The 21,788-nt window shown below is 65.7% G+C and carries 20 protein-coding genes and 2 pseudogenes; 15 read left to right on the top strand and 7 right to left on the bottom strand.

Annotated elements, in window-relative coordinates; translation table 11 throughout:
* Positions 1–222: 222 nt before the first annotated feature.
* The 4 genes from DBZ45_RS16945 to DBZ45_RS16930 all read left to right on the top strand — a co-directional run bounded on the left by DBZ45_RS16945 (position 223) and on the right by DBZ45_RS16930 (position 3,927).
* Positions 223–1,002 carry a hypothetical protein gene (locus tag DBZ45_RS16945; protein ID WP_111905038.1) on the top strand — a complete coding sequence of 260 codons (780 nt, stop codon included), beginning with the start codon at positions 223–225 and terminating at the stop codon, positions 1,000–1,002.
* Between the two features lie 109 nt (positions 1,003–1,111).
* Positions 1,112–1,744 carry a hypothetical protein gene (locus DBZ45_RS16940; RefSeq protein ID WP_223257133.1) on the top strand — a complete coding sequence of 211 codons (633 nt, stop codon included), beginning with the start codon at positions 1,112–1,114 and terminating at the stop codon, positions 1,742–1,744.
* A gap of 3 nt (positions 1,745–1,747) precedes the next feature.
* Positions 1,748–2,440 (top strand): class F sortase, encoded by a 693-nt coding sequence (locus DBZ45_RS16935; RefSeq protein WP_111905037.1) that lies wholly within the window; start codon positions 1,748–1,750, stop codon positions 2,438–2,440.
* 206 nt (positions 2,441–2,646) lie between these two features.
* Complete coding sequence (locus DBZ45_RS16930) at positions 2,647–3,927, top strand: glycoside hydrolase family 3 N-terminal domain-containing protein (protein ID WP_223257132.1); 1,281 nt, start codon at positions 2,647–2,649, stop codon at positions 3,925–3,927.
* A 113-nt stretch (positions 3,928–4,040) separates the two neighbouring features.
* Here the strand turns inward: DBZ45_RS16930 and DBZ45_RS16925 are convergent, their stop codons facing one another.
* Positions 4,041–5,006, bottom strand: a complete 966-nt coding sequence (locus DBZ45_RS16925) for a polysaccharide deacetylase family protein (RefSeq protein ID WP_111905036.1) — start codon at positions 5,004–5,006, stop codon at positions 4,041–4,043.
* Between the two features lie 48 nt (positions 5,007–5,054).
* Positions 5,055–6,587, bottom strand: coding sequence for a purine-cytosine permease family protein (locus DBZ45_RS16920; RefSeq protein ID WP_111905035.1), 1,533 nt, complete (start codon positions 6,585–6,587; stop codon positions 5,055–5,057).
* A gap of 127 nt (positions 6,588–6,714) precedes the next feature.
* Here DBZ45_RS16920 and DBZ45_RS16915 point away from each other — a divergent pair, with 127 nt between their 5' ends.
* The 4 genes from DBZ45_RS16915 to DBZ45_RS16900 all read left to right on the top strand — a co-directional run bounded on the left by DBZ45_RS16915 (position 6,715) and on the right by DBZ45_RS16900 (position 9,869).
* On the top strand, positions 6,715–8,253 hold the full coding sequence (locus DBZ45_RS16915; RefSeq protein ID WP_111905034.1) for a PucR family transcriptional regulator: 1,539 nt from the start codon (positions 6,715–6,717) through the stop codon (positions 8,251–8,253).
* Between the two features lie 93 nt (positions 8,254–8,346).
* Positions 8,347–8,691 carry a PadR family transcriptional regulator gene (locus DBZ45_RS16910; protein ID WP_223257131.1) on the top strand — a complete coding sequence of 115 codons (345 nt, stop codon included), beginning with the start codon at positions 8,347–8,349 and terminating at the stop codon, positions 8,689–8,691.
* Positions 8,688–9,083: a hypothetical protein gene (locus tag DBZ45_RS16905; protein ID WP_111905033.1), complete on the top strand. Its 396-nt coding sequence runs from the start codon at positions 8,688–8,690 to the stop codon at positions 9,081–9,083. The genes DBZ45_RS16910 and DBZ45_RS16905 overlap by 4 nt, the downstream gene beginning before the upstream one ends.
* Before the next feature lie 90 nt (positions 9,084–9,173).
* Positions 9,174–9,869, top strand: coding sequence for a maleylpyruvate isomerase family mycothiol-dependent enzyme (locus tag DBZ45_RS16900; protein ID WP_111905032.1), 696 nt, complete (start codon positions 9,174–9,176; stop codon positions 9,867–9,869).
* 181 nt (positions 9,870–10,050) lie between these two features.
* Here the strand turns inward: DBZ45_RS16900 and DBZ45_RS16895 are convergent.
* A pseudogene (locus DBZ45_RS16895) lies at positions 10,051–10,149 on the bottom strand (dihydrofolate reductase); the annotation flags it as partial.
* Between the two features lie 24 nt (positions 10,150–10,173).
* A complete protein-coding gene (locus DBZ45_RS16890) occupies positions 10,174–11,049 on the bottom strand; it encodes a helix-turn-helix domain-containing protein (protein ID WP_111905031.1) in 876 nt (291 codons plus the stop codon).
* Between the two features lie 156 nt (positions 11,050–11,205).
* Between DBZ45_RS16890 and DBZ45_RS16885 the strand changes: the two genes are divergently transcribed.
* The 3 genes and pseudogenes from DBZ45_RS16885 (at position 11,206) to DBZ45_RS16875 (ending at position 13,359) form a co-directional block, all read left to right on the top strand.
* Complete coding sequence (locus tag DBZ45_RS16885; protein ID WP_111905030.1) at positions 11,206–12,048, top strand: SDR family oxidoreductase; 843 nt, start codon at positions 11,206–11,208, stop codon at positions 12,046–12,048.
* Between the two features lie 201 nt (positions 12,049–12,249).
* Positions 12,250–12,342 (top strand): hypothetical protein, encoded by a 93-nt coding sequence (locus DBZ45_RS23695; protein ID WP_369073526.1) that lies wholly within the window; start codon positions 12,250–12,252, stop codon positions 12,340–12,342.
* A 37-nt stretch (positions 12,343–12,379) separates the two neighbouring features.
* Positions 12,380–13,359, top strand: a pseudogene (locus DBZ45_RS16875) (aldo/keto reductase).
* A gap of 152 nt (positions 13,360–13,511) precedes the next feature.
* On the opposite strand, the gene DBZ45_RS16870 reads toward DBZ45_RS16875, so the two are convergent.
* Positions 13,512–13,838: a YciI family protein gene (locus tag DBZ45_RS16870; protein WP_111905302.1), complete on the bottom strand. Its 327-nt coding sequence runs from the start codon at positions 13,836–13,838 to the stop codon at positions 13,512–13,514.
* Between the two features lie 277 nt (positions 13,839–14,115).
* Here DBZ45_RS16870 and DBZ45_RS16865 point away from each other — a divergent pair, with 277 nt between their 5' ends.
* Positions 14,116–14,547: a hypothetical protein gene (locus DBZ45_RS16865; RefSeq protein WP_146617536.1), complete on the top strand. Its 432-nt coding sequence runs from the start codon at positions 14,116–14,118 to the stop codon at positions 14,545–14,547.
* Positions 14,548–14,582: 35 nt separating this feature from the next.
* Here DBZ45_RS16865 and DBZ45_RS16860 read toward each other — a convergent pair whose 3' ends face one another.
* A complete protein-coding gene (locus tag DBZ45_RS16860) occupies positions 14,583–15,041 on the bottom strand; it encodes a hypothetical protein (RefSeq protein ID WP_111905028.1) in 459 nt (152 codons plus the stop codon).
* A 323-nt stretch (positions 15,042–15,364) separates the two neighbouring features.
* On the opposite strand from DBZ45_RS16860, the gene DBZ45_RS16855 reads away from it, so the two are divergent.
* Positions 15,365–15,916: a dihydrofolate reductase family protein gene (locus DBZ45_RS16855; RefSeq protein ID WP_111905027.1), complete on the top strand. Its 552-nt coding sequence runs from the start codon at positions 15,365–15,367 to the stop codon at positions 15,914–15,916.
* Positions 15,917–16,040: 124 nt separating this feature from the next.
* On the opposite strand, the gene DBZ45_RS16850 is transcribed toward DBZ45_RS16855, so the two are convergent.
* Complete coding sequence (locus DBZ45_RS16850) at positions 16,041–16,733, bottom strand: GntR family transcriptional regulator (RefSeq protein WP_111905026.1); 693 nt, start codon at positions 16,731–16,733, stop codon at positions 16,041–16,043.
* A gap of 140 nt (positions 16,734–16,873) precedes the next feature.
* Here DBZ45_RS16850 and DBZ45_RS16845 point away from each other — a divergent pair, with 140 nt between their 5' ends.
* Positions 16,874–18,586 carry an L-lactate permease gene (locus DBZ45_RS16845; protein WP_111905025.1) on the top strand — a complete coding sequence of 571 codons (1,713 nt, stop codon included), beginning with the start codon at positions 16,874–16,876 and terminating at the stop codon, positions 18,584–18,586.
* Positions 18,586–21,435 (top strand): FAD-binding and (Fe-S)-binding domain-containing protein, encoded by a 2,850-nt coding sequence (locus tag DBZ45_RS16840; RefSeq protein WP_111905024.1) that lies wholly within the window; start codon positions 18,586–18,588, stop codon positions 21,433–21,435. The genes DBZ45_RS16845 and DBZ45_RS16840 overlap by 1 nt, the downstream gene beginning before the upstream one ends.
* The last annotated feature ends 353 nt before the right edge of the window (positions 21,436–21,788 follow it).

Raw genomic sequence — 21,788 nt, 5'->3', positions numbered from 1 at the left:
CCTGCGATGGCCCCCAACACCGCAGGGCGGCATCTCCATGCCCTCGGCCGAGGCCCTCCGGCGGTACTTCCGGTGCCGCTCCCGCCGCGCGCCCAATGTCGCACAACGGAAGAAAAGTAAGCCAGCTCACTTTTGCGCCCATCCGGTCCCTGCGCTGCTCCGAACTGCCTGTGTCCCATCCACGGGAGATCCACCACCACTCGCACGAGGAGAACGCTTCCGATGAATAAGACTTTGCGACTTCTGGCCGTCCCGACCCTCGCTCTCGGCGCACTGGCCCTGTCCGGCGCACCTGCCATGGCCCACGACGGCGACCACACCTACCAGGCCGCGCTCGGCCAGCTGAACGGCAGCTCCGCTTCGGGCAACATCACCCTGCACGTCACCGGCGACCAGGCGCACGTGGTCCTCAACGTCTCCGGCCTCGCCACGACGTTCAACAACGCCCCGTACCCGCACGTGCAGCACATCCATGTCGGCGCCAAGGGCCAGTGCCCCGCCCCGTCAGCCGATGCCAACGGCGACGGCGTCATCTCCACCACCGAGGGCGCCCCGGCCTACGGCAAGATCGGCACCACGCTCTCCACCAGCGGCGATACCAGCCCGGCAGCCGGCCTGGACCTTAAGGTCGCCGGCCAGGGCGGCGCCTACACCATCGACCGCAGCTTCCCGCTCAACGCCGAGACCAAGGCAGCCCTGCATAACGGCACCGCCGTTGTTGTTGTCCACGGCCTCGACCCTGCGACCCTGAGTGCTGCCGGCCAGGCCGCCAAGAGCGACCTCGTGCCCAGCCTGCCGCTGGCCGCCACGTCGCCGGCCCTCTGCGGCACCCTGACCGCCGGCCAGATGGCCATGCCGGTGGGCGGCGCGGACACCGGTGTTGAGCAGACTCCGCAGAAGAACGACGCCGGGGTGCTGGCTTTGGGCGGCGGCCTCGTCCTCGCTGCCGCAGCGGGCGGAACCTACATGGTCCGCCGCCGCAGGGCAGCCGACGCAGCATAGGGTATCGGGCACCGATTCCGGTTGCCGCGGATGCCTTCGCGGCCTCCGCGGCAGCCGGAGTACCTCCCGGCCACACCGAAGAACCACACTCCAGGACAGGACGATGAGGATGATCAGAGCAACGAAGAACCGCAACCACGCGATGGTGTCGCTGGCCGTGGCATCGCTGCTGCTGTCAGGCTGCGCCGCAGCCGCGGGAAGCACGGGGCGGGCTGAAACAGCGAGCGCACCACCGCCGCCGTCGAGCCCGGCGGCTACGCACTCCGGTGACCCGCACGCCCAAACCCAATCTTCCGCCCCCCAATCTCCCGGCCCCTCCGAGGCCTTGAAAATGATCTGCGGAAAGGAAACCAAGGACGATATCTCCTCCATCTTGGCCCTGAAGCAGGCTCCGCACACCGTGGACGAATGGACGGACAGCACCTACACGTGCACCTACCACCTTGCCGAAGGTCCGCTCGTGATCTCGGTGAAGGAATCCCCTGACCCCGCCCCGGCACGCAAATACTTCGACGCCCTGCAGGACAAGCTCGAAGCGGCACCCATCAAGGGCCTCGCAAACCTCGGCTTCCCGGCGGCCCAGACCCCCGGCGGGGCGGTCATATTCCTCAAGGACAGCAGCACCCTGTACGTCAACGCCACCGGGCTGCCGGCCGCCGTCGGGCCCCAGAAGGTGGCTCCCACCGACTTCGCCTACCAGGTGGCCACCACCATCCTGGCCTGCTGGAAAGAACACCACTGAGCCATGGATTCCTCATTCCAGCGTCAGCGCAGCGCGGCTGCCCTCCTGCTGCTCGGCAGCCTGCTCCTGGCCGGCTGCGGAACCCAAGCGCCGTCGTCGGCCCCCACCACGGCGGCACCGCCGGCGGCAGCGTCCCCGGCCCCTTCGTCCTCGCAGCCGCCAACCAAAACGCCGGCATCAACCAAAAGCACGACGGCGGCGGCCGGCCGGAGAGCGATTGTGCCCTCTCCTGTCCGGCCGGCTCCCGCTCCCGTGTCGGTGGCTGTTCCTTCCATCGGGGTCCAGTCCCCGCTGGTGAAGCTGCAGCTCCGGGCAAACGGGTCGCTGGAAGTGCCGCCGGACGGGCCGGGTGCGCCTGCCGGCTGGTACTCCGGGTCGCCGTCGCCCGGTGAGACGGGCCCGGCCGTACTGCTGGGGCACGTCAACGCCACTGATGGCGGTCCCGGCGTCTTCGCCAACCTCCGCGCTTTGAAGACGGGTGCGGAAATCAGGGTGCAGCGCGCCGACAAGAGTGCCACCGTCTTCACGGTGGCCAGGACCACCGCGTACAGCAAGAACGACTTCCCCACGTTCGAGGTCTACGGCAACACCAAGGGCCCGGAGTTGAGGCTCATCACCTGCGACGGCTACGACCCCGCCACCGGCCTCTTTAACGACAACTACGTGGTGTATGCCAAGCTCAAGTCGGCCGGTTGAGGCAGACCTCCGCCTGACCCGCCGCACCCTGCAGTGTTGCCCTCCTCCGCCGTTTGGCCTAAAAGGGCCGCTCGAAGTGCTTCGAGGCGGCCCTTTTTGGCAAAACGAGGCGCGGAGGGGTGAATCCGGCAGGGCGGAAACGGCGTACGCTCATTGATATATGTGTGCCCCAGCAAAGCCGTGTGAACATGCATCATCTGAGTAAATTGGCAGTTGTCGGAGCCGCGCTTTTGCTCGCTCTGTCTGCCGCGGGCGGCCCTCCCCAGCCCGCGACAAGCAAGTCCCAGTCGGCGACAAGGGCCGAGCTCCTGCCCGCAACGCCCCGGCCCGCCGTAAGCCGACCTTCAACAAGCCAGCCCGCAGCTGTCCGCCGTACCGTACCCAAGCCCGCCGCCCGCCATACTGCCGCCGCCACGGCGGCACCCACTCCGGCTGCACCCACTCCGGCTGCACCCACTCCGGCGCAGCAGCTCGCCCGGCTCACGCTGGCGCAGCGTATCGGCCAGCTGTTCATGGTGGCGGCCACGGCCGCCGGAGCGGACGCCAACACCATGTCCGGCCTCACCAGGTACCACGTCGGCAATGTGTACCTCGCGGGGCGCAGCCGCGCGGGCACTGCGGCGACGGCCGCCGTCGTTCGCCGGATGACGGCAACCGTGTCGGCGGCCAGCACGGGCGGCATCCGCCTTGCCGTGGCTACCGACCAGGAGGGCGGCTTCGTCCAGGTCCTCGGCGGGCCGGGGTTTTCGGCTATTCCCACGGCACTGTCGCAGGGAACACAGACGACGGCGGTCCTCCAGACAAGCGCGCGCGTGTGGGGAAGCCAGCTGCGCGCGGCCGGGCTCACCATGAACCTGGCGCCGGTTTTGGACACAGTGCCGAGCAGACAGTTCGCTCCGCATAACGCGCCGATCGGTTTCTTTGGCCGCGAATACGGGTTCACGCCGCAGGCGGTCTCAGCTCATGGCGGCGCCTTCGCAGCCGGCATGCGACAGGCCGGCATCGCCCCTGTCGTCAAGCATTTCCCCGGCCTGGGCCGCGTTACTCTGAACACGGACACCACGCGGAACGTGAAGGACACCGTCACCACACGCACGGACCCGTACCTGCTGCCGTTCCGGACCGCCATCCAGTCGGGTGCCCGGTGGGTGATGGTCTCCAGCGCCTACTACACGCGCATCGACGCCGGCCACATCGCGCCGTTCTCACCGCTGATCATGCGGACGATGTTGCGCTCGGACCTGCATTTCACCGGCGTCGTCCTGTCCGACGACCTGTGCAACGCGGCGCAGCTGGCACCGTGGGCCCTGGGCACCCGGGCCACGAGCTTCATCAACGCCGGCGGAACCATGCTGCTGTGCGCCAACCCCCGCGCCATTCCCGCCATGTACTCCGCGGTGCTTCAGCTCGCCCAGCACAATCCTGCGTTCGCCGCGGCTGTCAACGCCGCCGCGCTGAAGGTGCTGACGGTGAAGGCCGGGCACTAAAGGGACAGTAGTACGCATCAACCCAGAAAGCGCGAACGGACACTTGGCGCCCCCGCAATGAAGGGCCTCAAGTGTCCGCTCGCGCTCGACTGTCGTCTCTAAACCACGCCGCGTTAGCTGAGTACGGGCACCTGCACCTGCCCCGGCTTGAACCGCGCGCCGTAACCGGGGGCGGCAGGCACGTCGATCCTGGCGTGCGTGTGGACCTCGGAAACGGTCGCCTTGGTGTGCTCAGCGATCTGCTCCAGGGTCGTCACCCACATGCCGTCCATGCCCTTGACCCGCTCGATCAGCCGCTCCAGGGCCACGGCTTTGGACGGCCGGCCCGAGATGAACGGGTGGTTCGTGAGCACGAAGCAGCTTCCCTGTGAGTGGTGCGCCTCCGCCTCAAGCGTCCACATCTCCAGCACCTTCGCGGGGCTTTCGATCACGCCGCTGCCGGTCACGCCGGGGTAGAACGCGTACTGCTCCCAGTCGTCGAGGGTCCAGTCCACGGGGATCTCCACGATGTCGCGGGTGTCGCCGGCACCGGAGGGTGAACCCGAGGACACCGACATCCGGTACGGTGCGTCGCCGTCGAGCAGGCTCGAGTCGTAGAGGAAGCCTCGGTCAGCCAGGAGCGCCGGCGAGTGCCAGTTCAGTTCCCACCACGGAGCCCGGTACCCAACCGGACGGATTCCGGCGACCTTCTCCAGCGTCTCCAGTCCCCGGTCCATGTAGCTCGCCTCGGTGGCGGCGTCGATCCCCTGCATCGGTTCGTGGAGGTAGCCGTGGTGCGCAACCTCGTGGCCGCCGTCGACGATCTGCCGCACCACGTCGGGGTAGCTTTCCGCGGTGAACCCGGGGATGAAGAACGTCCCGCGCACCTCCTGCCGCGCCAGGATCTGCAGCAACCGGGGCACAGCGACCTTCGGCCCGTACGACTGGTGGCTCATGAGCGACATGCGCCGGGTGCTGGTGGGGTCGTGCGCGAAGACGCAGGATTCGGCGTCGACGTCGAAGGTGAAGGATGCTGCGGCTTTGAAGCCGGCCGGCCAGGTGATGGGGTGCTGGGAATCCGCGAAGGCGCTGGTGCTCATGCCGGGGTTCCTTTCGTCAGAGGGCGAAGTGCAGAGGAAGAGAAGGATTTAGAGTTCGACGGCGGGAACCGGCTGGGGTGTCTCCGCGGCGGAAGGTGCGCTGGCCGCCACAGCCGCGGTGCCGCCGTCGGACGTCACCGTCACGTATGGCCGGTGTAGCCGGGGGCCGAGAACCGCGTAGACCGCGGCGCTGGTAAGGCCGCCGGCCAGCCAGGAGAGATCCCACCCGCCCAGGGCAACCGCGATCGGGCCCTGCATCACCGGAACCAGCCCGTACATGAACAGCCAGGTGGCGAAGATACCGGCGAGCAGCGCAGTCACGCCGGCCCAGTTGACCACGGGCAGACGCCGGGTGCCGACGCCGTCGAACAGCCGTTCCACGTTGCCGGGCCAGCGCTTCTCCAGCCAGAAGAAGTGCACCAGCATCACGCCGCCCCAGGCAGCCACCCAGGCCACCAGGCCGATCAGCCAGGCGTCGAGCACCGCGGCGAAGTCCTCCTGGAAGATGAAGTAGACGACGGCGATGAGCGAGAAGACGCCGACGAACAGGTTGAGTTTCCGGCGGCTGATGGTGATGTCGAGCGCCTGCGTGGCCACTGAGAAGGTGTAGATGTTCAGGATGTTGGTGGCGATGGGGCCGTGCAGCACCATCAGGAGGACGGGCAGGGCCATGGCGCCGAAGTTTTGGACGATGAGCTTGCCGGGGTCGACCTCGCCGCTGTTGGTGGCGAGGCTGGCGCCGAGGACGCCGAGCCAGACGACGGGGATGAACTGGCCCAGGACCGAGGCCAGGTAGACCTTTTTCTTGGGCACGGAGGTGCTGACGAAGCGGGAGTAGTCGGCGGCGTAGGTGAACCAGGTGATGCCCCAGCCGATGCCGATGGCCGTCATCACGGCGCTCATGGCGGCAATACGCTCTGAGCCTTCCAGGATGTTGCCGGCGGGGCCGGCGTAGGTCCAGTCGATCTTCAGGCCGAACCACGCGACGGCGGACATGACCACCAGGATGATGATGGTGGGCGGCACGGTCCATTTTTCGAAGGCGGCGATGGCCTTGTAACCGAACCACGCGATGGCAACCTGGGCGGCCATGATGAACGTGGCGACGCCGATCTTCCAGGCGTAGTTGTGGGCGGCAGGATCCACCCAGCCCAGCGTGCCGAAGAGTGCCATGACCAGGTCGAGGATGATCCAGGTGTTCACGGCGCACCAGCCCACCACCAGCAGTGCCTGGATGGCGGCCGGCAGGTAGTTGCCGCGGCGGCCGAACGCGGCGCGGGCCAGGACCATGCCGGTGGCGCCGGTCTTTTGGCCGAGCAGGACGAAGCAGCCGAAGAGCAGCATGCCGATCAGGTTGCCCAGGACCAGGACGGTGACGGTGTCGGCGAACCCCAGTCCGAGGTTGATGCCCAGGGCGCCCAGGACCCAGTTGATCGGGGCGAGGTTTGCGCCGGCCCAGATCCAGAACTGGCCGGAGACCTTGCGGGTGCGCGCGGATTCGGGAATGGGCTGCAGCCAGGCTTCGAAGTCCTCGGCCTGCTCCATTGCGGGCCCGGACTGCGGTGTTGAGGAGTTGTGCATCGGAAAAGCCTCCGTATGAGGAAGAAGAGCCTCCGTGAAGAAGGGATGGATTAAGCCTATGTGCGCCACATCACAGCAACAAGGTACGATCCGTCTAAGAGAATCGCCTTCCTTATGACGGAGTGTCATGTTCCTCGACGAAGTCCTGAACCACCGCAGCGTTACGGCAGCTGATCCGCTCCTGTGCGCCGGCGCCTCCGCCGTGGAGGGCAGGCAGGTGCGGTGGGTGCACTCAAGCGAGGTCTTGGACATCGCTCCCCTGCTCCGCGGCGGCGAGTTACTCCTCAGCGGCGGGCAGGCCCTTGCTGCGGCCACCGATGAACGGCGGGTCGGCTACGTGCGCGAGCTCGCCGGACGCGGCGTCGCCGCCCTGGCCATCGAGACCGGGCCTGCGCTGCCCGACATTCCCGAGTCGATGCTGGTTGCAGCCGAGTCCAACGGCCTGCCGCTGTTCGAGCTCCGCAAGGTGGCGCCCTTCGTCGGCATCATGCAGGAGATCAACTCGATCCTGATTGGCCAGTCCGTAGAGCTGCTGCAGCGCGGCGACGAGATCAGCCACGCCATGGCCGCCGAACTCGCCCACGGCGGCGGGCTGGACGAGGTGCTCGCCGTGCTCGCCGGGCAGACCGGGAGCGGCGTGCGGCTGATGTCGCCGGCGGGCCTGACGCTGGGGAGTGCGGGAGCGGCCGACGGCGGCGGTGCCGGTAGCGGTCCGGAAACCGGCGGTTCTGGAACAGTGAGTTCCGGGGCAGTAAGCACGACGGCGGTCGACGTGCCGGTCCGCGGCGTGCTGGCAGCGCGGCTGGAGCTGGAGCTGCCCGAAGGCGTCGACCCGACGTTCATCCGGGTGGCAGGCGAACGGTCCGTCGACATTCTCGGCCTGGCGTTGCTGCAGCGGATGCCGCCGGGCCTGAAGGAACTGGCGGGAGCGGAACTGATGCGAGCCGTCCATTCCGGCTCCCAGCCGTGGCGGCTGGAGCAGTTGGGTGCGGCGGCGGGCTTCGCCATCGACGGGCCGGTGGCCGCCGTCACGGTCCGCTCCGCCACATCGGGCCGGCTGCGCCCGGCGCTGGACGCGCTCCTGGCAGGGGCGGTTCCGCATGCCGCGAGCTACGTGGACAAGCTGGAACTCATCGCGCTGGCCGGCCTCCCCCGCGAGGGAACCCGGGCCGCGCGCGCTTCTATGATCGAGGCCCTGGGCAACCTGGAAGTCCCGGAAGGTTCCGCGATCGCCGTCGGACCTCTGGGGCTGGGCATCGGCGAGGCGGCCTGGTCTATGGCGGAAGCCCGCCGGACCCTGGACCTGGCGCCCCGGACAGGCCGTGCAGGCGGTCCCGCCCGGCAGGTGCGGGATGCGGATGCCTTTGCTGCCGAGCGACTGGCTGCCGAGAGTCTCGAGGCCGGTGCCCGCCGCGACTTCGTCCGCCGGACGCTGGGACCGCTCCTCGAGCACGACGAGCAGCGGAACTCGCAGCTCTTGCAGACCCTGACGGTGTGGCTCGACTCCGGCTGCAACACGGCTCAGGCAGCACGCGAACTGCACCTCGAACGGCAGTCGATGTACCACCGGCTGCAGCGCATCTTCGACCTCTGCGGCGGCGACCCCAGGGGAACCGGCCGCCTGGTCGGCCTCCACCTGGCAACCCGCCTGGCACCCCTCCCCTAGCGGCCACCCACGCTTCCTCACACCCCGTCGCCTCCCACCCGACGCTTACGGGGGAAGCTTGCCATGCAACCTAAGTAGTGCGACTATCTACCTGTGCAAGAAATCGACTGGCAACAGGAGCTGACCAGGGCAGCCCTGCCTCATGCGGTACTCGCGGTGCTGAGGAACGGGGACATGCACGGCTACGCCATGCTCGAAGTGTTGAGCTCCCGCGGGTTCCCAAAGATCAAGGGCGGAACCTTGTATCCGCTGTTGAAACGGCTAGAAGACCAAGGCCTGGTCGGCCATGAATGGCAGCACGACACAGCAGGGCCAGGACGCAAACAGTTCACCGTCACAGAACAGGGCCGCCGCGAGTTGGCAAGAGCGGCGAACGCGTGGTCCCAGATGGATGAAGTGCTGAAGAATTTTCGCGCAGACAGACAGGAGACTCCATGAAATACGAGCGTGACCTCGCCTTCAATCTCCGGATACGCGGATTCTCGGAACGTGAAATCGCCGAATCCCTGGAAGATGTTCGTGCTCATGAAGCGGCTACAGGAGTGCCGGCGAGAAACGAATTTGGCACTGCCGCCGAGTATGCCAAGCAGTTTCCGAAGAAGAGCCGCTGGTCACGGGGGAAGGTCGTCGGCGCCTTCGCTACGCTGCTGGCCCTCGCGTACGTGCTGGTAACCGTCATCCTGATGTTCGCCGGCGTTGACATCCGGACATACGTGGGTCCCCTATCGCTCATGCCGGCATTGGCGTTAGTTTTCGGCGGCAACCTCATTGGATTCTTTGTCGACTTCCTGCGCCCGGCACCGCGGCTGACTCAAGGTGTATCGCAGTAGATCCCGCCTTCACATCTGTCCGGCGGCCTGTTTGTGCAGGAGTCCCCACAGCGCGGAAACGGCGCAGTGAGTGAGCGTTATGCTCGACCCATGTTGCCCAATCGCTACATTGCCGAACTCACCAGCAGCCTCGGTGCCCTCGAAGTACTGGCGCGCCAACCGGAGAGCACGCTAAATAGCCCAGTTCCGGCCTGTCCTGGATGGACTCTGGATGCGCTTTTCGGGCATCTCGGTTCGATAGAACGGTGGGCTGCCGCGGTGGTTCGCGGCGGGCAGTACGTCCAGGAGCCGGCACCGCCTGCGGAGAAAGCAGCGTCCTGGTTCCTTGACGGAGCGCCTGACTTCCTGGCCACCATGACCTCACTGGACCCCGCGGCGCCGTGCTGGAACTTCGGCCCTCCCCCGCGCACTGCCGGTTTCTGGCTCCGCCGGCAGGCGCACGAGCACGCCATCCACCTCGTCGACGCACACCAGGCGTCCGGTTTGGCGGACCCGGAATTCGCCGAGGACTTCATGCTCGACGGGATCGACGAAGCCCTGGCCATGTTCGCACCGAGGCAGCTCCGGCTGCAGCGAATGACCGACCCGGGAAAGGCTGTGACATTCCGTCTGCCCGGCGGCACAGTGTGGAATTTCGGAACCGGAGAAGTCGTGGCATCGGTCACCGCAGCACCACAGGATATGTACTTGGGCCTCTGGGGCCGCGCCAGCCTTTCCGAAACGGCCGTGCTCGACGGCGACGTCGGCCTCGCGTTGCGCGTCATCCGCGGTCCGCTGACGCCGTAAACGATCTACCGCGCGTTATTGTCCAGGGCCCATCGCAGTGGCGCACCATCCACCGCTCCACCTGTTGCTGCGAGCGCAGCCTGACCACGGCTACTTGGGCGATGTCGCATCGAGTGTTGAGACCTTTGCACGGTACTGTCACCGTTCACAGTGGACTTCTTCGCGCACCCGCTCAGATCGGTCATCGACGCACCCGGTAGAGCAGGTGAAGCACCCGGTTGCCCCGAATCACCACGTCAGGATCCTCCAACAGGTGCTGCGCATGGACCGACCCGAAGTGGGCGCCCTTCTATTGGGCGCTTTTCTACCTTTCGAGCCTGATCTCCTCGGGGTGGCGTGCCGCGAGACTTCCGAGCAGGCGGAGGGCGTGGTCAGTGGAGGATCCCGGTTCGGCTGTGAAGCCAACGAATTGGAGCCCCGGGTCGGTCATGAGCTGCATGGCTTCGTAACTGAGATCGAGGTCACCCACGTCAGGGTGACGGAAGAGTTTCTGGCCGGCGAGGTGTATCCGCACGTCGTGGGCTTCCCAGAGCGCCGCAAACTCGCTGCTGCCATTTGAGAGCTCGTCGATGAGGTTCCTGAGGGCACGGTCGGAGGGCACGCGCCCTGATTCGGCGCGGAGCAGGGCTACGATTTGCTCGGCAGAGTCGTTCCATTCGCGGTAGGCAACCCTGGCCCTGGGATCCAGGAAGAGGAAACGGGCGAAATTCACAGGCTCACGAGGCTCCACAAACATCTCAGAGAACAGCGCACGACCGAGCGTATTGGTAGCAACGACGTCCATCCTGCCGTTCTGTACGATCGCAGGAAACGTCATCGCGTCCAGGATCTGCCGGGTGCCGGGACGGATCTGCTGGGTGCGGGAGGCAGGCCTTCGTTGCGGCGTCCGTGTGCCCCGGTTTGCCGCTCGGACGAGATCGTAAAGGTGGGCGTGCGCGGCGTCGTCGAGCTTGAGCGCGCGGCTGATGCCGTCGAGGATGGCGTCCGAGATGCCTGACGCGTTGCCCCGTTCCAGGCGCACATAGTACTCAACGCTCATTCCAGCGAGCAGGGCCACCTCTTCGCGGCGCAGGCCCGGCACCCGGCGGCGTCCTCCAAAGTCGGGCAGCCCGGCCTCTGCAGGGGTCAGCCGCGACCGGCGCGTAATGAGGAACTCACGGATGTTGGCGGCGACGGTCATGCTCTAAATCTACGCCGGGCACCAACGCTGAGGGGGTCCCGCTCATTAACCCTATAAAGCGGGTCTGCTTCCGGCCTTTGGGTTCTCCTTTACTGGATCTATCACGTCATCGGATGGGCAACGGGCCGGATCCGCCAAGTAGAAGGACATGCAGTCATGGCAGAAAAGAACGTTTGGTTCATCACCGGGGCAAGCCGCGGGTTGGGCGTCGACATCGCCCAGTCCGCTCTGGCCGCAGGGCACTCGGTCGTCGCCACCGGCCGCGACGGGGCCCGGGTCGCGTCAGCAGTTGGAGCCCATAAGGACCTGCTCACACTCGCGCTCGACGTCACTGATCCAACCGCGGCGGAAGCCGCCGTCAAGGCTGCGGTGGACCGCTTCGGCCGCATTGACGTAGTGGTCAACAACGCCGGGAACTTCTACGCCGGCTACTTCGAGACCCTCAGCCCCGAGCAGATCCGGGCACAGATGGAAACGAACTTCTTCGGTCCTCTGAATGTGACCCGCGCCGTCCTGCCAGTCCTGCGCGGTCAACGCTCAGGCCAAATCATCACGGTAACCTCGACCGCGGGGTTTGTCGGCGGCTCGTTCACATCAGCGTACGCAGCGTCGAAATTCGCGCTCGAAGGGTGGATGGAGTCCCTGAGCCTGGAGGTTGCGCCGTTCGGCATTGAAACGATGGCCGTCCAGCCGGGCTTCTTCCGCACCGAACTGCTGGTCGAAGGCTCCTCGACGATCTGGCCGGAAATGCAGATCGAGGACTACGCCGAGGAGACAGCTTCCACCGTCGCGGCTTGGAAGAGCATGACCGGACAGCAGGGCGGCGACCCGGCAAAACTGGCCGACGCGCTGGTCATGCTCTCCGACCGAGGTAGCCTTCCCGCGCGCTTCGTCGCGGGCGCCGACGCCATGGCCGCAATCGAGCAGAAGCAAGCCGCCGTCCAGGAACAGATCGAAACGAACCGTGCGCTCTCCGCAGCACTGTCCTACGACTCCTGAGGAAACAGCTATGCCATTACTGACCGATCCACTGACTCTCGCCACGGGTTCCGTGCTGCAGAACCGGTTCGCTCTCGCCCCACTGACCAACCAGCACAGCCACGAAGACGGCACTGCGTCAGAGCATGACCCTCCGACGACGAGACCACCAGTGCCCGGGCGCTCACCCTACCCGAAGTCGAACAGCTCCGCGACGATTTCATCGCAGCAGCCGCACGGGCCCGCAGGGCCGGGTCCGACGGCATCGAACTTCACGGGGCCTTCGGCTTCATCCTGTCGGTTGAAGCCCAGTAGCAACACCAGCACACCTCTTATTGAAAGGGAACCCACAATGAAGACCGCACGCCTTGGAGACCTTGAAGTCTCCGCCATCGGACTCGGTGCCATGACTATGGCCGGCACCTACACCAGCGAGGGCACCCTGGATAACGCGGAGTCGATCCGTACGATCCACCGCGCCCTCGATCTCGGAGTCACCCACATCGACACGGCCGAGATCTATGGACCGTTCCTCAGCGAAGAGATCGTGGGCCAGGCGATCAAGGGACGCCGGGACCAGGTCAAAATCGCCACGAAGTTCGGCCTGGTCTCCCACTTCAACGGCGGCCCCGGCGTGATCGATAGCAGCGCCGCGAACGTCAAAGCCGCCGTAGAAGGCTCCCTCAAGCGCCTCGGCACCGACCACATCGACCTTTACTACCAGCACCGGGTCGACAAGAACACCCCCATCGAGGAAACCGCAGGGGCCGTTGCGGACCTGATCGCCGAGGGCAAGGTGCTGCACTTCGGGCTGTCAGAAGCCTCCCCGGAGACCATTAGCCGGGCACACGCCGCCCAGCCGGTCACGGCATTGCAGACGGAGTACTCCCTGTGGACCCGCGACGTTGAGGAATCGATCCTGCCGCTGCTGCGCGAACTCGGCATCGGCTTCGTCCCATATTCACCGCTCGGTCATGGCCGGCTGACCGGTCAAATCCGCTCCGTGGATGACTTTCCCGACGACGACTGGCGCAAGACCAACCCGCGCTTCACCGGCGAGAACTTCCACCGGAACCTCGCGATAGTCGACGAGGTGAAAGCTATCGGCGCCGAGGTCGGAGCAACCCCCGCACAGACTGCCCTCGCCTGGCTACTGACCGCGGCAACGACATCGCCCCCATCCCCGGCACGCGCCGGGTCTCACGCCTCGAGGAGAACACCGCGGCCGACAGCATCGAACTCACCGCCGGCCAACTGAACCGGCTGAACATGCTCCGACCGGCCGCCGGGGAACGCCACGACGAGACCAACATGGCGTCGATCGACCGCTGATCCGAAGAGACAGGACACGCCCCCTCGTATTTTGGGGCTGAATGTCAGCCCTCGAAGTGCAAGGCCTAAGGGCGGAGCGGACGACGGCGGCCACTCACCTTCAGGGCGGAGCGGACGACGGCGGCCACGCGTCTTAAGAGCGGACCTGAGAACTACTCGCCGAGCGGCCACACCGGCCTGATCTCGATCTTTCCGAATTTTGCCATGGGGTGCTTCGACGCCACTTCGATCGCCTCGTCGAGATCGGTACATTTGATGATGTCGTAGCCCGCGATCCACCCCTCCGTCTTCGCAAACGGCCCGTTTGAGACCACCACTTCTCCCCCGCGAACCGTCACAGTGGTCGCATCCTCAACAGGACGCAGCCTGTCCCCGTGCAGGGCAACACCGCGGGCTTCCATCTCGGCGCCCCATTCCTCAATGTTGTCCTCGGCGGCCACATACTTCGACGCTGTGGGATCGGTACAGATGAAAAGCATGTATTCCACGATGACTCCTCTTAGCTGGCTCCGGTCGGATACCCGCAAGATACCCCATCCGGAAGTCCGATGGCGGTGCTCGCCTTGAAACTCAACCTCCAGAAACAAACGACCCAGGTGAGGACGCGTTGGAAAGGCCGGCGAAAGGTGAGGGAGCGTCGATCAACTCCTGCTCGCCAGCCTCCACCGAAGCGTGATGGAGGTGGGCGGGAAAAGTTCTCAAAAACAAAACCGCCGTGTAGCGTCAAGGCAACACCAAGCCTGAGGGGGCAGCGCTATGAATAGTTACTCAGTTCCGCTAATTGCAGCCGTATTGGTCGGGTTGCTGCTCACCGGCTGCTCGGCCCCCTCAGAACTCAAGGCACTCGACCGCCCGGCGACGGCGGATGATCGGCTCCCGGACGGAGTCCAAGTCAGCGATGTCGACAATCCGGAAAATGTCCGCCTGCTCGTCGTTGACGACGGCGTCAAGTACTTCGCCGTCACTAAGAAAGAGTCCCACGCGGCATGCCTGATAGTTGTTCCGACCGCCACTCCCCCGATGTGGGGATCGAGCTGCTCGAGCCCGGTGAGCGACGGTGAAATCGTCAAGGTCGATGTCCGCGGCGCCGGGTCGACAATGCTGGTTACTGACGGCTACGACACGAACCAACTGCAGTCAGAGGGCTGGAAAAAGGTCCACGACAACCTGCTCGTCGCCCGCGGCTAGCCCCTTCACACGCGACGCGTCGTCACGTCCTGCCGCTACGGGTTGACAGTGGCTCTCACTACTGAAAAGAGCCTGCGGTAGTTAGGGCATACGCTCAATTTCTCATCAGCCGGAACACGCGCACCGTCCAGGGCCACGTTGTCGCCTTCGGACAGGGATGAACCGTCCGGCAATGCGAGCGCTTCGCCCTTGAACGCCGTGCCCTGGGGAAAGACCAGAGTGGTTTCTTCCCCGTCGCTAGCCCGCACCACGACGCATCCGGCCCCAGCCGCGGCAAGGGTGCCGACGAGCTGGCCGCTTTCCTCCGGGGCGGACGACACCCCGGCGTGCACCACGGCCTTCTTGCCTCCGGAACTCTGCACAACCGCCGTCGGCATTTCCTGCTGACCCGACGGCACAGCCGACGGCGCTGCCGGGTCCGCCTGCGGCGCCGAACACGCCGAAAGTAACAGCGCTACGGCCGCGACAATACCGAAGGCAGCGCGGTGTGCCATTTCTGCCCCCCCCAAGAATTCGGCGCCAATTCCTAAGCCAGCTTAGAGGCCCGGTGGTCGCGTCGCCGGCCTGCACGGCCTTCAGCCGGACCTTGTCGTCCGTTGTCTTTTTGATAATTGCAGCCCGCCCATGATTCCTGGCGTGGTTCCCCACGGCACCGTTAACGTAAAGCCGGGCAACGGGCTGCATCATTGCACGTCCACACAGTCCACCCGCCCGGCTTCGGCACGTCAAACCGCCGCGAGGCGGCTGCTTCAAACCCTTCCAACGCCCGCCGCGGCCGAATACCGTAATGCCTGACGACCCGATATTGGAGGAAGCGATGCGCAAAGTGACGGCCGGACTGTTCCACTCCGTGGACGGCGTGGTGCAGGACCCGTTCAAGTTCCAGTTCGACAGCTTCGATGAGGACCTCGGCAAGGGACTGACCAAGATGATCAACACCGTGGACACAGTCGTCCTCGGGCGGGTCAGCTATCAGGAATGGGCGGGCTACTGGCCGAACGCCTCCCGGGACGAGGACTTCGCCGCCTTCATCAATCCGGTGGAAAAGTTCGTCGTATCGCGCACCCTTTCGGAGCCGCTGGAATGGGAAAACTCGCACCTGGTCGATGCGCCGCTGGAGGAGTTCGTATCAGATCTCAAAAAGCGCGACGGCGGTGAGATCGCCGTATGCGGCAGTATTTCAGTCACGCGGCAATTGCTGTTCGCCGGCCTCCTCGATGAGTTAACCCTGATGACGCACCCCGTCGTGGCCGGCAGTGGGCGGCGGCTGTTCGAGGACGGCGATCCGCTGACAAGGCTGGAACTCAAGGACCAGTACGGGACCAGCAAGGGCAACGTCGTCAGCACCTACAGCGTGCGCAACGACTGAATCAACGCTTCGGCTGTTAGCAGGGTGCATTGGGAGCTTTGCGGTCCTGATGCCGTCGAGCGTTGCCTGCTGGTGGCACTACAGGTTACGCCCCGCTTTCCGTCGGGCAGTGGCCTAGCTCCGGCTACTCCCCCACCAGGCTGGACGGCAGCTCGGCTTCGGGTCCCGCCTCGCCGCCCATGGCGGCGACCAACCGTTCGCGCGCGCGCCCGAGGTGCTGGTCGAGCAGCCGGGCCGCGTCCTCACCCTGGCCGGCTTCGATGAGTTCCAGGAGCTTCTGGTGCTCGGCTTGGATCAGTGCGGTGTCCAGGAGATGGAGCGACTGCACCCGGGACATGCAGAGGCGGACTTCCGCCACCAGGGACGAGTACATCTTGCTGATCCGCTCGTTGCCCAGGGCGTCAATGAGGCTGGTGTGGAACCGCATGTCCGGCTCCACCACGTCCAGCGGAGCACCTGTCTTCAGCGCGGCGATGTCCCGGTTGGCCTGCACGGCCGCTGCCGGCACCGTCCGGCCGGCGGCAAGCCTGCGGAGCACTTCGCTCTCCAGATAGGCCCGGGCAAGATAGATGTCGCGTACCGACTCCGGGCCCAGATCGGCCACCCGTGCGGTCTTGTGCACGCCACGAACCAGCAACCCCTCGGCAACGAGCTTTTCGATGGCGGCCTTGGCTGTAGGGCGGGCCACCTCGTAGGAGGAGGCAATGTCGGTCTCCGTCAGCGCTTGGGAGGAGACCAATTCGCCCGAAAAAATGCGGACCCTCAGGTCTGAAGCCACCGCTTCGACAATTGAGACAGCTGATATCCGGCTGGCCACGCATCTCCGTTCTTCTGCGGCTGATCACATTTTCTCCATTTTGCCAGACAAGTACTCACAACGTTTGACCTACATGTGTACTTGTTAGACAATTGGTTTGCTGTCACGCCGATGTGGCGCCCATCACGATCTGGAGTTTCATGTTTCAGCAGATCCTCGACCCCATTGGCGGGTCCCTGTTGCTTTCGGCCCTATGCGCCGCCCTTCCGTTGGGCCTGCTCTTTGTCCTCCTGGGTGTCTTCCGGGTCAAGGCGGCCAAGGCCGCCATCGCCAGCCTCGCCCTTTCCCTGGTTCTGGCCGTTGCCGGCTGGCGCATGCCACTGGACCAGGCGCTGGGTGCGACGGCGGCGGGTATCTTTTACGGGCTCTTTCCCATCCTGTGGATCCTGGTGAACGCCCTGTGGATCTACAAGCTCACGGTGGCCACGCCATGGTTTGAAGTCCTGGGCCGGACCATCCGTTCCATCACCAACGACCTTCGCATCCTGTCCATCCTGATCGCGTTCTGCTTCGGCGCCCTCCTCGAATCCCTGGCCGGTTTCGGTGCGCCAGTGGCGATTTCAGCCGCGATGCTGATGGCGGCCGGCATGAAACCGCTGAAGTCCGCCGTAGTCTCGCTCCTCGCAAATACCGCCCCCGTGGCCTTCGGCGCAATGGCCGCACCCATCATCGCCCTGAACGGCGTCACCGGCCTGCCCCTTCACGACCTCGCCTCAATGGCCGGCCGCCAGACGCCATTCATCGCCCTGATCGTGCCGCTCCTGCTCGTCTTCATCGTGGACGGCAAACGGGGCCTCAAGCAGACCTGGCCGGTGGCCCTGGTGGCCGGCGCGGCCTTCGCTGCCGCGCAGTTCGTTACCTCCAATTACCTGGCCGTGGAACTGACCGACGTCGTCGCTGCAGTGGTCACCGTTGCAGCAGTGCTGCTGATGCTGAAGACGTGGCAGCCCAAGGAAACGGTCGGTGTGGGCGGAAGTGCGGAGCCGGTGTCCGTGCCGGCGATGGCCAGCGGCACCAGCGGCCCCACTGTGCAGAAGAAGACGACGGCAACCGGGCAGTTGAGCGGCGGTCTGGGCGTGGACGGTGTCCCCACCGACAACACCCGCCCCGAACCCCGCCAGGTCTGGTTCGCCGTGGCACCGTACCTGATCATCATCGCGGTCTTCACCGTTGCCCAGATCCCCTTCATCAAGGCCTGGCTGGGACAGGTGGGCAGCGTGACCTTCGCATGGCCCGGCCTGCACATCGAGGACTCGGCCGGCAACCCGGTGGCGGCAACCAAGTTCAAGCTGGACCACTTAAAGTCCACCGGAACGCTGCTCCTGTTCTCCGGCATCCTCACCATGGCCCTCTACCGGATCAAGCCGCGACAAGGAATGCGTATCTACCGCGAGACCGTGGCGCAGCTGCGCTGGACTATCGTCACTGTCACCGCGGTTCTGGCCTTGTCCTTCGTCATGAACCTCTCCGGCCAGACCACCACGCTGGGCTTCGCGCTGGCGTCCGCCGGTGGCTTCTTTGCCTTTCTCTCGCCGCTGATCGGCTGGATCGGAGTTGCCCTGACCGGTTCCGACACCTCGTCCAACTCGCTGTTCGGGCAGATGCAGGCCACCGCGGCCGAACAGACCGGCCTCTCGCCGGTCCTGATGGCAGCCTCCAACTCCTCAGCGGGCGTGATGGGCAAGATGCTGTCGCTGCAGAACCTCGCCGTTGCCTCAGCAGCCGTGGGCCTTGAGGGTGCGGAAGGAACGCTGTTCCGCAAGCTGATCGGATGGAGCCTGGGTTTGCTGGCCCTCATCACCATCCTCATCTTCCTGCAGTCCACCCCGATGCTCGATTGGATGGTCCCCTGATGACAAGCCTCAAGCTGGCGGAGTTCCGGCAGGCCGTGGCTGATTCCGCCCAAGTAAAAACGCGGGCCATCGACCTGCATGCCAATGCCCACGACGCCTCCCACTTCCTGCTCATCCCGCAGGCAGTGGTCATGGCCGGAAACGCGGCGGAAGTGGGCGGCCTGCTCCGTGCCAGTGCCGCGCAGGGCGTTCCGCTGACCCTCCGTTCCGGGGGAACCAGCCTGAGCGGCCAAGCGGTCACGGACGGCGTGCTGGTGGACGTGCGCCGTAACTTCAAGGACATTGAAGTGCTCGACGGCGGCGCCCGGGTCCGCGTGGAGCCCGGCGTCACGGTACGGGCATTGAATGCGCGGCTGGCTCCTTACGGGCGGAAGTTCGGCCCCGATCCGGCCAGCGAATCCGCCTGCACCATCGGCGGGGTGGTGGCGAACAACTCCTCCGGCATGAACTGCGGCACGGTGGACAATGCGTACCGCACCATGGAGTCCCTGACCGTCGTGCTGCCCTCGGGGACGGTGATCGATACGGGAGCGCCGGACGCGGACACCAGGCTGCGGACGCTGGAACCCGAACTGTATGAGGGCCTGGCCCAGCTGGCCGCCCGGGTGCGCGGCAACAGCGATTCCGTGCGCCGGATCCGGCAGCAGTTTTCCATGAAGAACACCATGGGTTACGGCCTGAACTCTTTGCTGGACTACACCGGACCGGTGGACATGCTGGCCCACCTAATGGTCGGCAGCGAAGGCACGCTGGGTTTCGTGGCGGAGGCGGTGTTCCGCACCATCCCGCGCCGGACGCATGCTGCCACCGGACTGCTGGTCTTTCCCGACCTGCAGGCCGCCAATGGCGCACTGCCGGCGATCGTGGAAACCGGCGCCGCGACCGTTGAGCTCATGGATGCGCTGTCACTCAAAGTGGGCCAGACGCTGAAGGGGACTCCCGCCGTCGTGCAGGACCTTGCGGTCCGCGAGCATGCGGCGCTGCTGGTGGAATACTCGGCCGGGCAGCCGGACGAGCTGGAGGCCCTGCAGGAGGGCGGCGGGAATGCCCTGGCGGAGTTGAAGCTTGCGGCTCCCGCGCAGTTCACCCGTGACGCGTCCGCCCGGGCTCAACTGTGGCACCTCCGGAAGGGCCTCTACGCCTCCGTGGCTGGCGCCCGCCCGCAGGGCACTACGGCCCTGCTGGAAGACATTGTGGTTCCGGTCCCCGTCCTGGGCCGCACCTGCAGGGAACTGATCAGGCTCTTCGATAAATACAGCTACAGCAACAGCGTGATCTTCGGCCACGCGAAGGACGGGAACGTCCACTTCATGCTTACCGATGGTTTCGCTACTGCCGATGAGCTGGACAGATACAGCTCATTCACCGAGGACATGGTGGACCTCGTCCTGGGCGAAGGCGGCTCACTCAAGGCCGAGCACGGCACCGGACGCGTCATGGCCCCGTATGTGCGGCGGCAGTACGGGGACGAGCTGTACGGCGTGATGCGCCGGATCAAGCAGCTGTTCGACCCCGCCGGGATGCTGAATCCCGGCGTCCTGATGGATGATGATCCGCAGGCGCACCTCCGCCACATCAAGACGGCGCCTCCGGTGGCTGAAGAAGTGGACCGCTGCGTGTCCTGCGGGTACTGCGAACCGGTGTGCCCCAGCAAGGACCTCACCCTGACGCCCCGCCAGCGTATCGTCACCCTGCGCGCCATCGAGGCAGCCCGGCTGGCAGGCGACGCCGCACTGGTGAAGCAGCTCGAAAAGGACTACGACTACGAATCAGTGCAAACCTGCGCCGTGGACGGCATGTGCCAGACGGCTTGCCCTGTCGAAATCAACACCGGCCTGTTGGTGAAACGGATCCGGCGTTCCGAGTCCGGCCCCGTGGAGAACGGAGTGTGGAACGCCGCGGCGAAGCACTGGGAAGGAGTCACCCGCGGGGCATCGCTGGCGCTCACTGTGGTGAACAAGCTTCCCGCTGCGGCCGTGGTTCCACCCAACAAGGCAGCCCGCGCGGTCCTCGGCACAGACACCGTTCCGCTGTACTCACCTGAATTGCCTGCCGGCGGTTCACGCAGGAAGCGCCCGACGCCGGACCGGGCACCGGACGCGGTCTACTTCCCCGCGTGCGTGGGAACGATGTTCGGGCCGGCTGGGTCAGGCGGTTCCGGGTCCGATGCGGGAGAGAGCGAGCAGGCTGGCCGGGGCGTTCAGTACAGCCTGGAACAGCTGTGTGAGCGGGCAGGCATCACGTTGCTGGTCCCGGACGGCATCGATTCCCTGTGCTGCGGCACCCCATGGTCGTCCAAGGGCCTGGTGGCCGGCCAAGAGACCATGCAGGAGAAGACCCTGGCGGCATTGCGGGAAGCAACCCGTGACGGCGAACTCGACATTATCTGCGACGCGTCCTCCTGCACGGAGGGGCTCCGCCAAGCGATGGAAATTGATGCCCCAGCGCGGGGCCAGCGCCCGCTCCGGATTGTTGACGCCGTGGATTTCGCCGCCGAGCACATCGTGCCCAGGCTGGGGGATCACCAGAAGCTCGATTCGCTCGCCCTGCACCCCACTTGCTCGTCGACGCGGATGGGGATCAACGATGCCCTTAATGCGGTGGCCGATGCGGTGGCGGAGAAGGTGGATGTTCCGGTGACTTGGGGCTGCTGCGCCTTCGCCGGGGACCGCGGCATGCTCCACCCCGAACTCACGGCATCCGCCACCCGGAAACAGGGCGAAGAGGTTGCCGGGATGGGCGCGTCGGCGCACGCGTCGTGCAACCGCACGTGCGAACTGGGAATGACTCGGGCAACGGGCAAGGACTATCGGCATGTGCTGGAACTACTGGAGGAAGTGACGCGCTGACGGACCACGCCGGGAGGGGACCGATGCCGGACATGCTCAGCAGCCTGAGTGTGCTGGTGTTCGGTGACTTTCTCGCTGAGCATCCCATCCAGTTCGGGCAGTTCCTCGTTCAGGGTAGGGATTTCTCCGGTGAGCGCGGGGACGTATCCCAGCAGCTGCGTCTCCAGGCGGTTCAGCGTCCGGACCGGTGCGCCGCCTTGTCGGCGCACCGGCCTGTGAGAGCGGAACCCAGGGCCTCGATACGGTCAACTACAACTGGTTTTGAGCAGCGGAGCCTCCCCTAGCTCCCAGCGAACCGCCGGCCAACACCTGCGGACGACTTCAGGCCCCACCGCGACAAGCCGCGCCTCTCC

It is taken from the genome of Arthrobacter globiformis (assembly GCF_003261175.1).
GTDB lineage: Bacteria > Actinomycetota > Actinomycetes > Actinomycetales > Micrococcaceae > Arthrobacter > Arthrobacter globiformis_A.
This window is presented reverse-complemented; position numbering and strand designations above follow the sequence as displayed.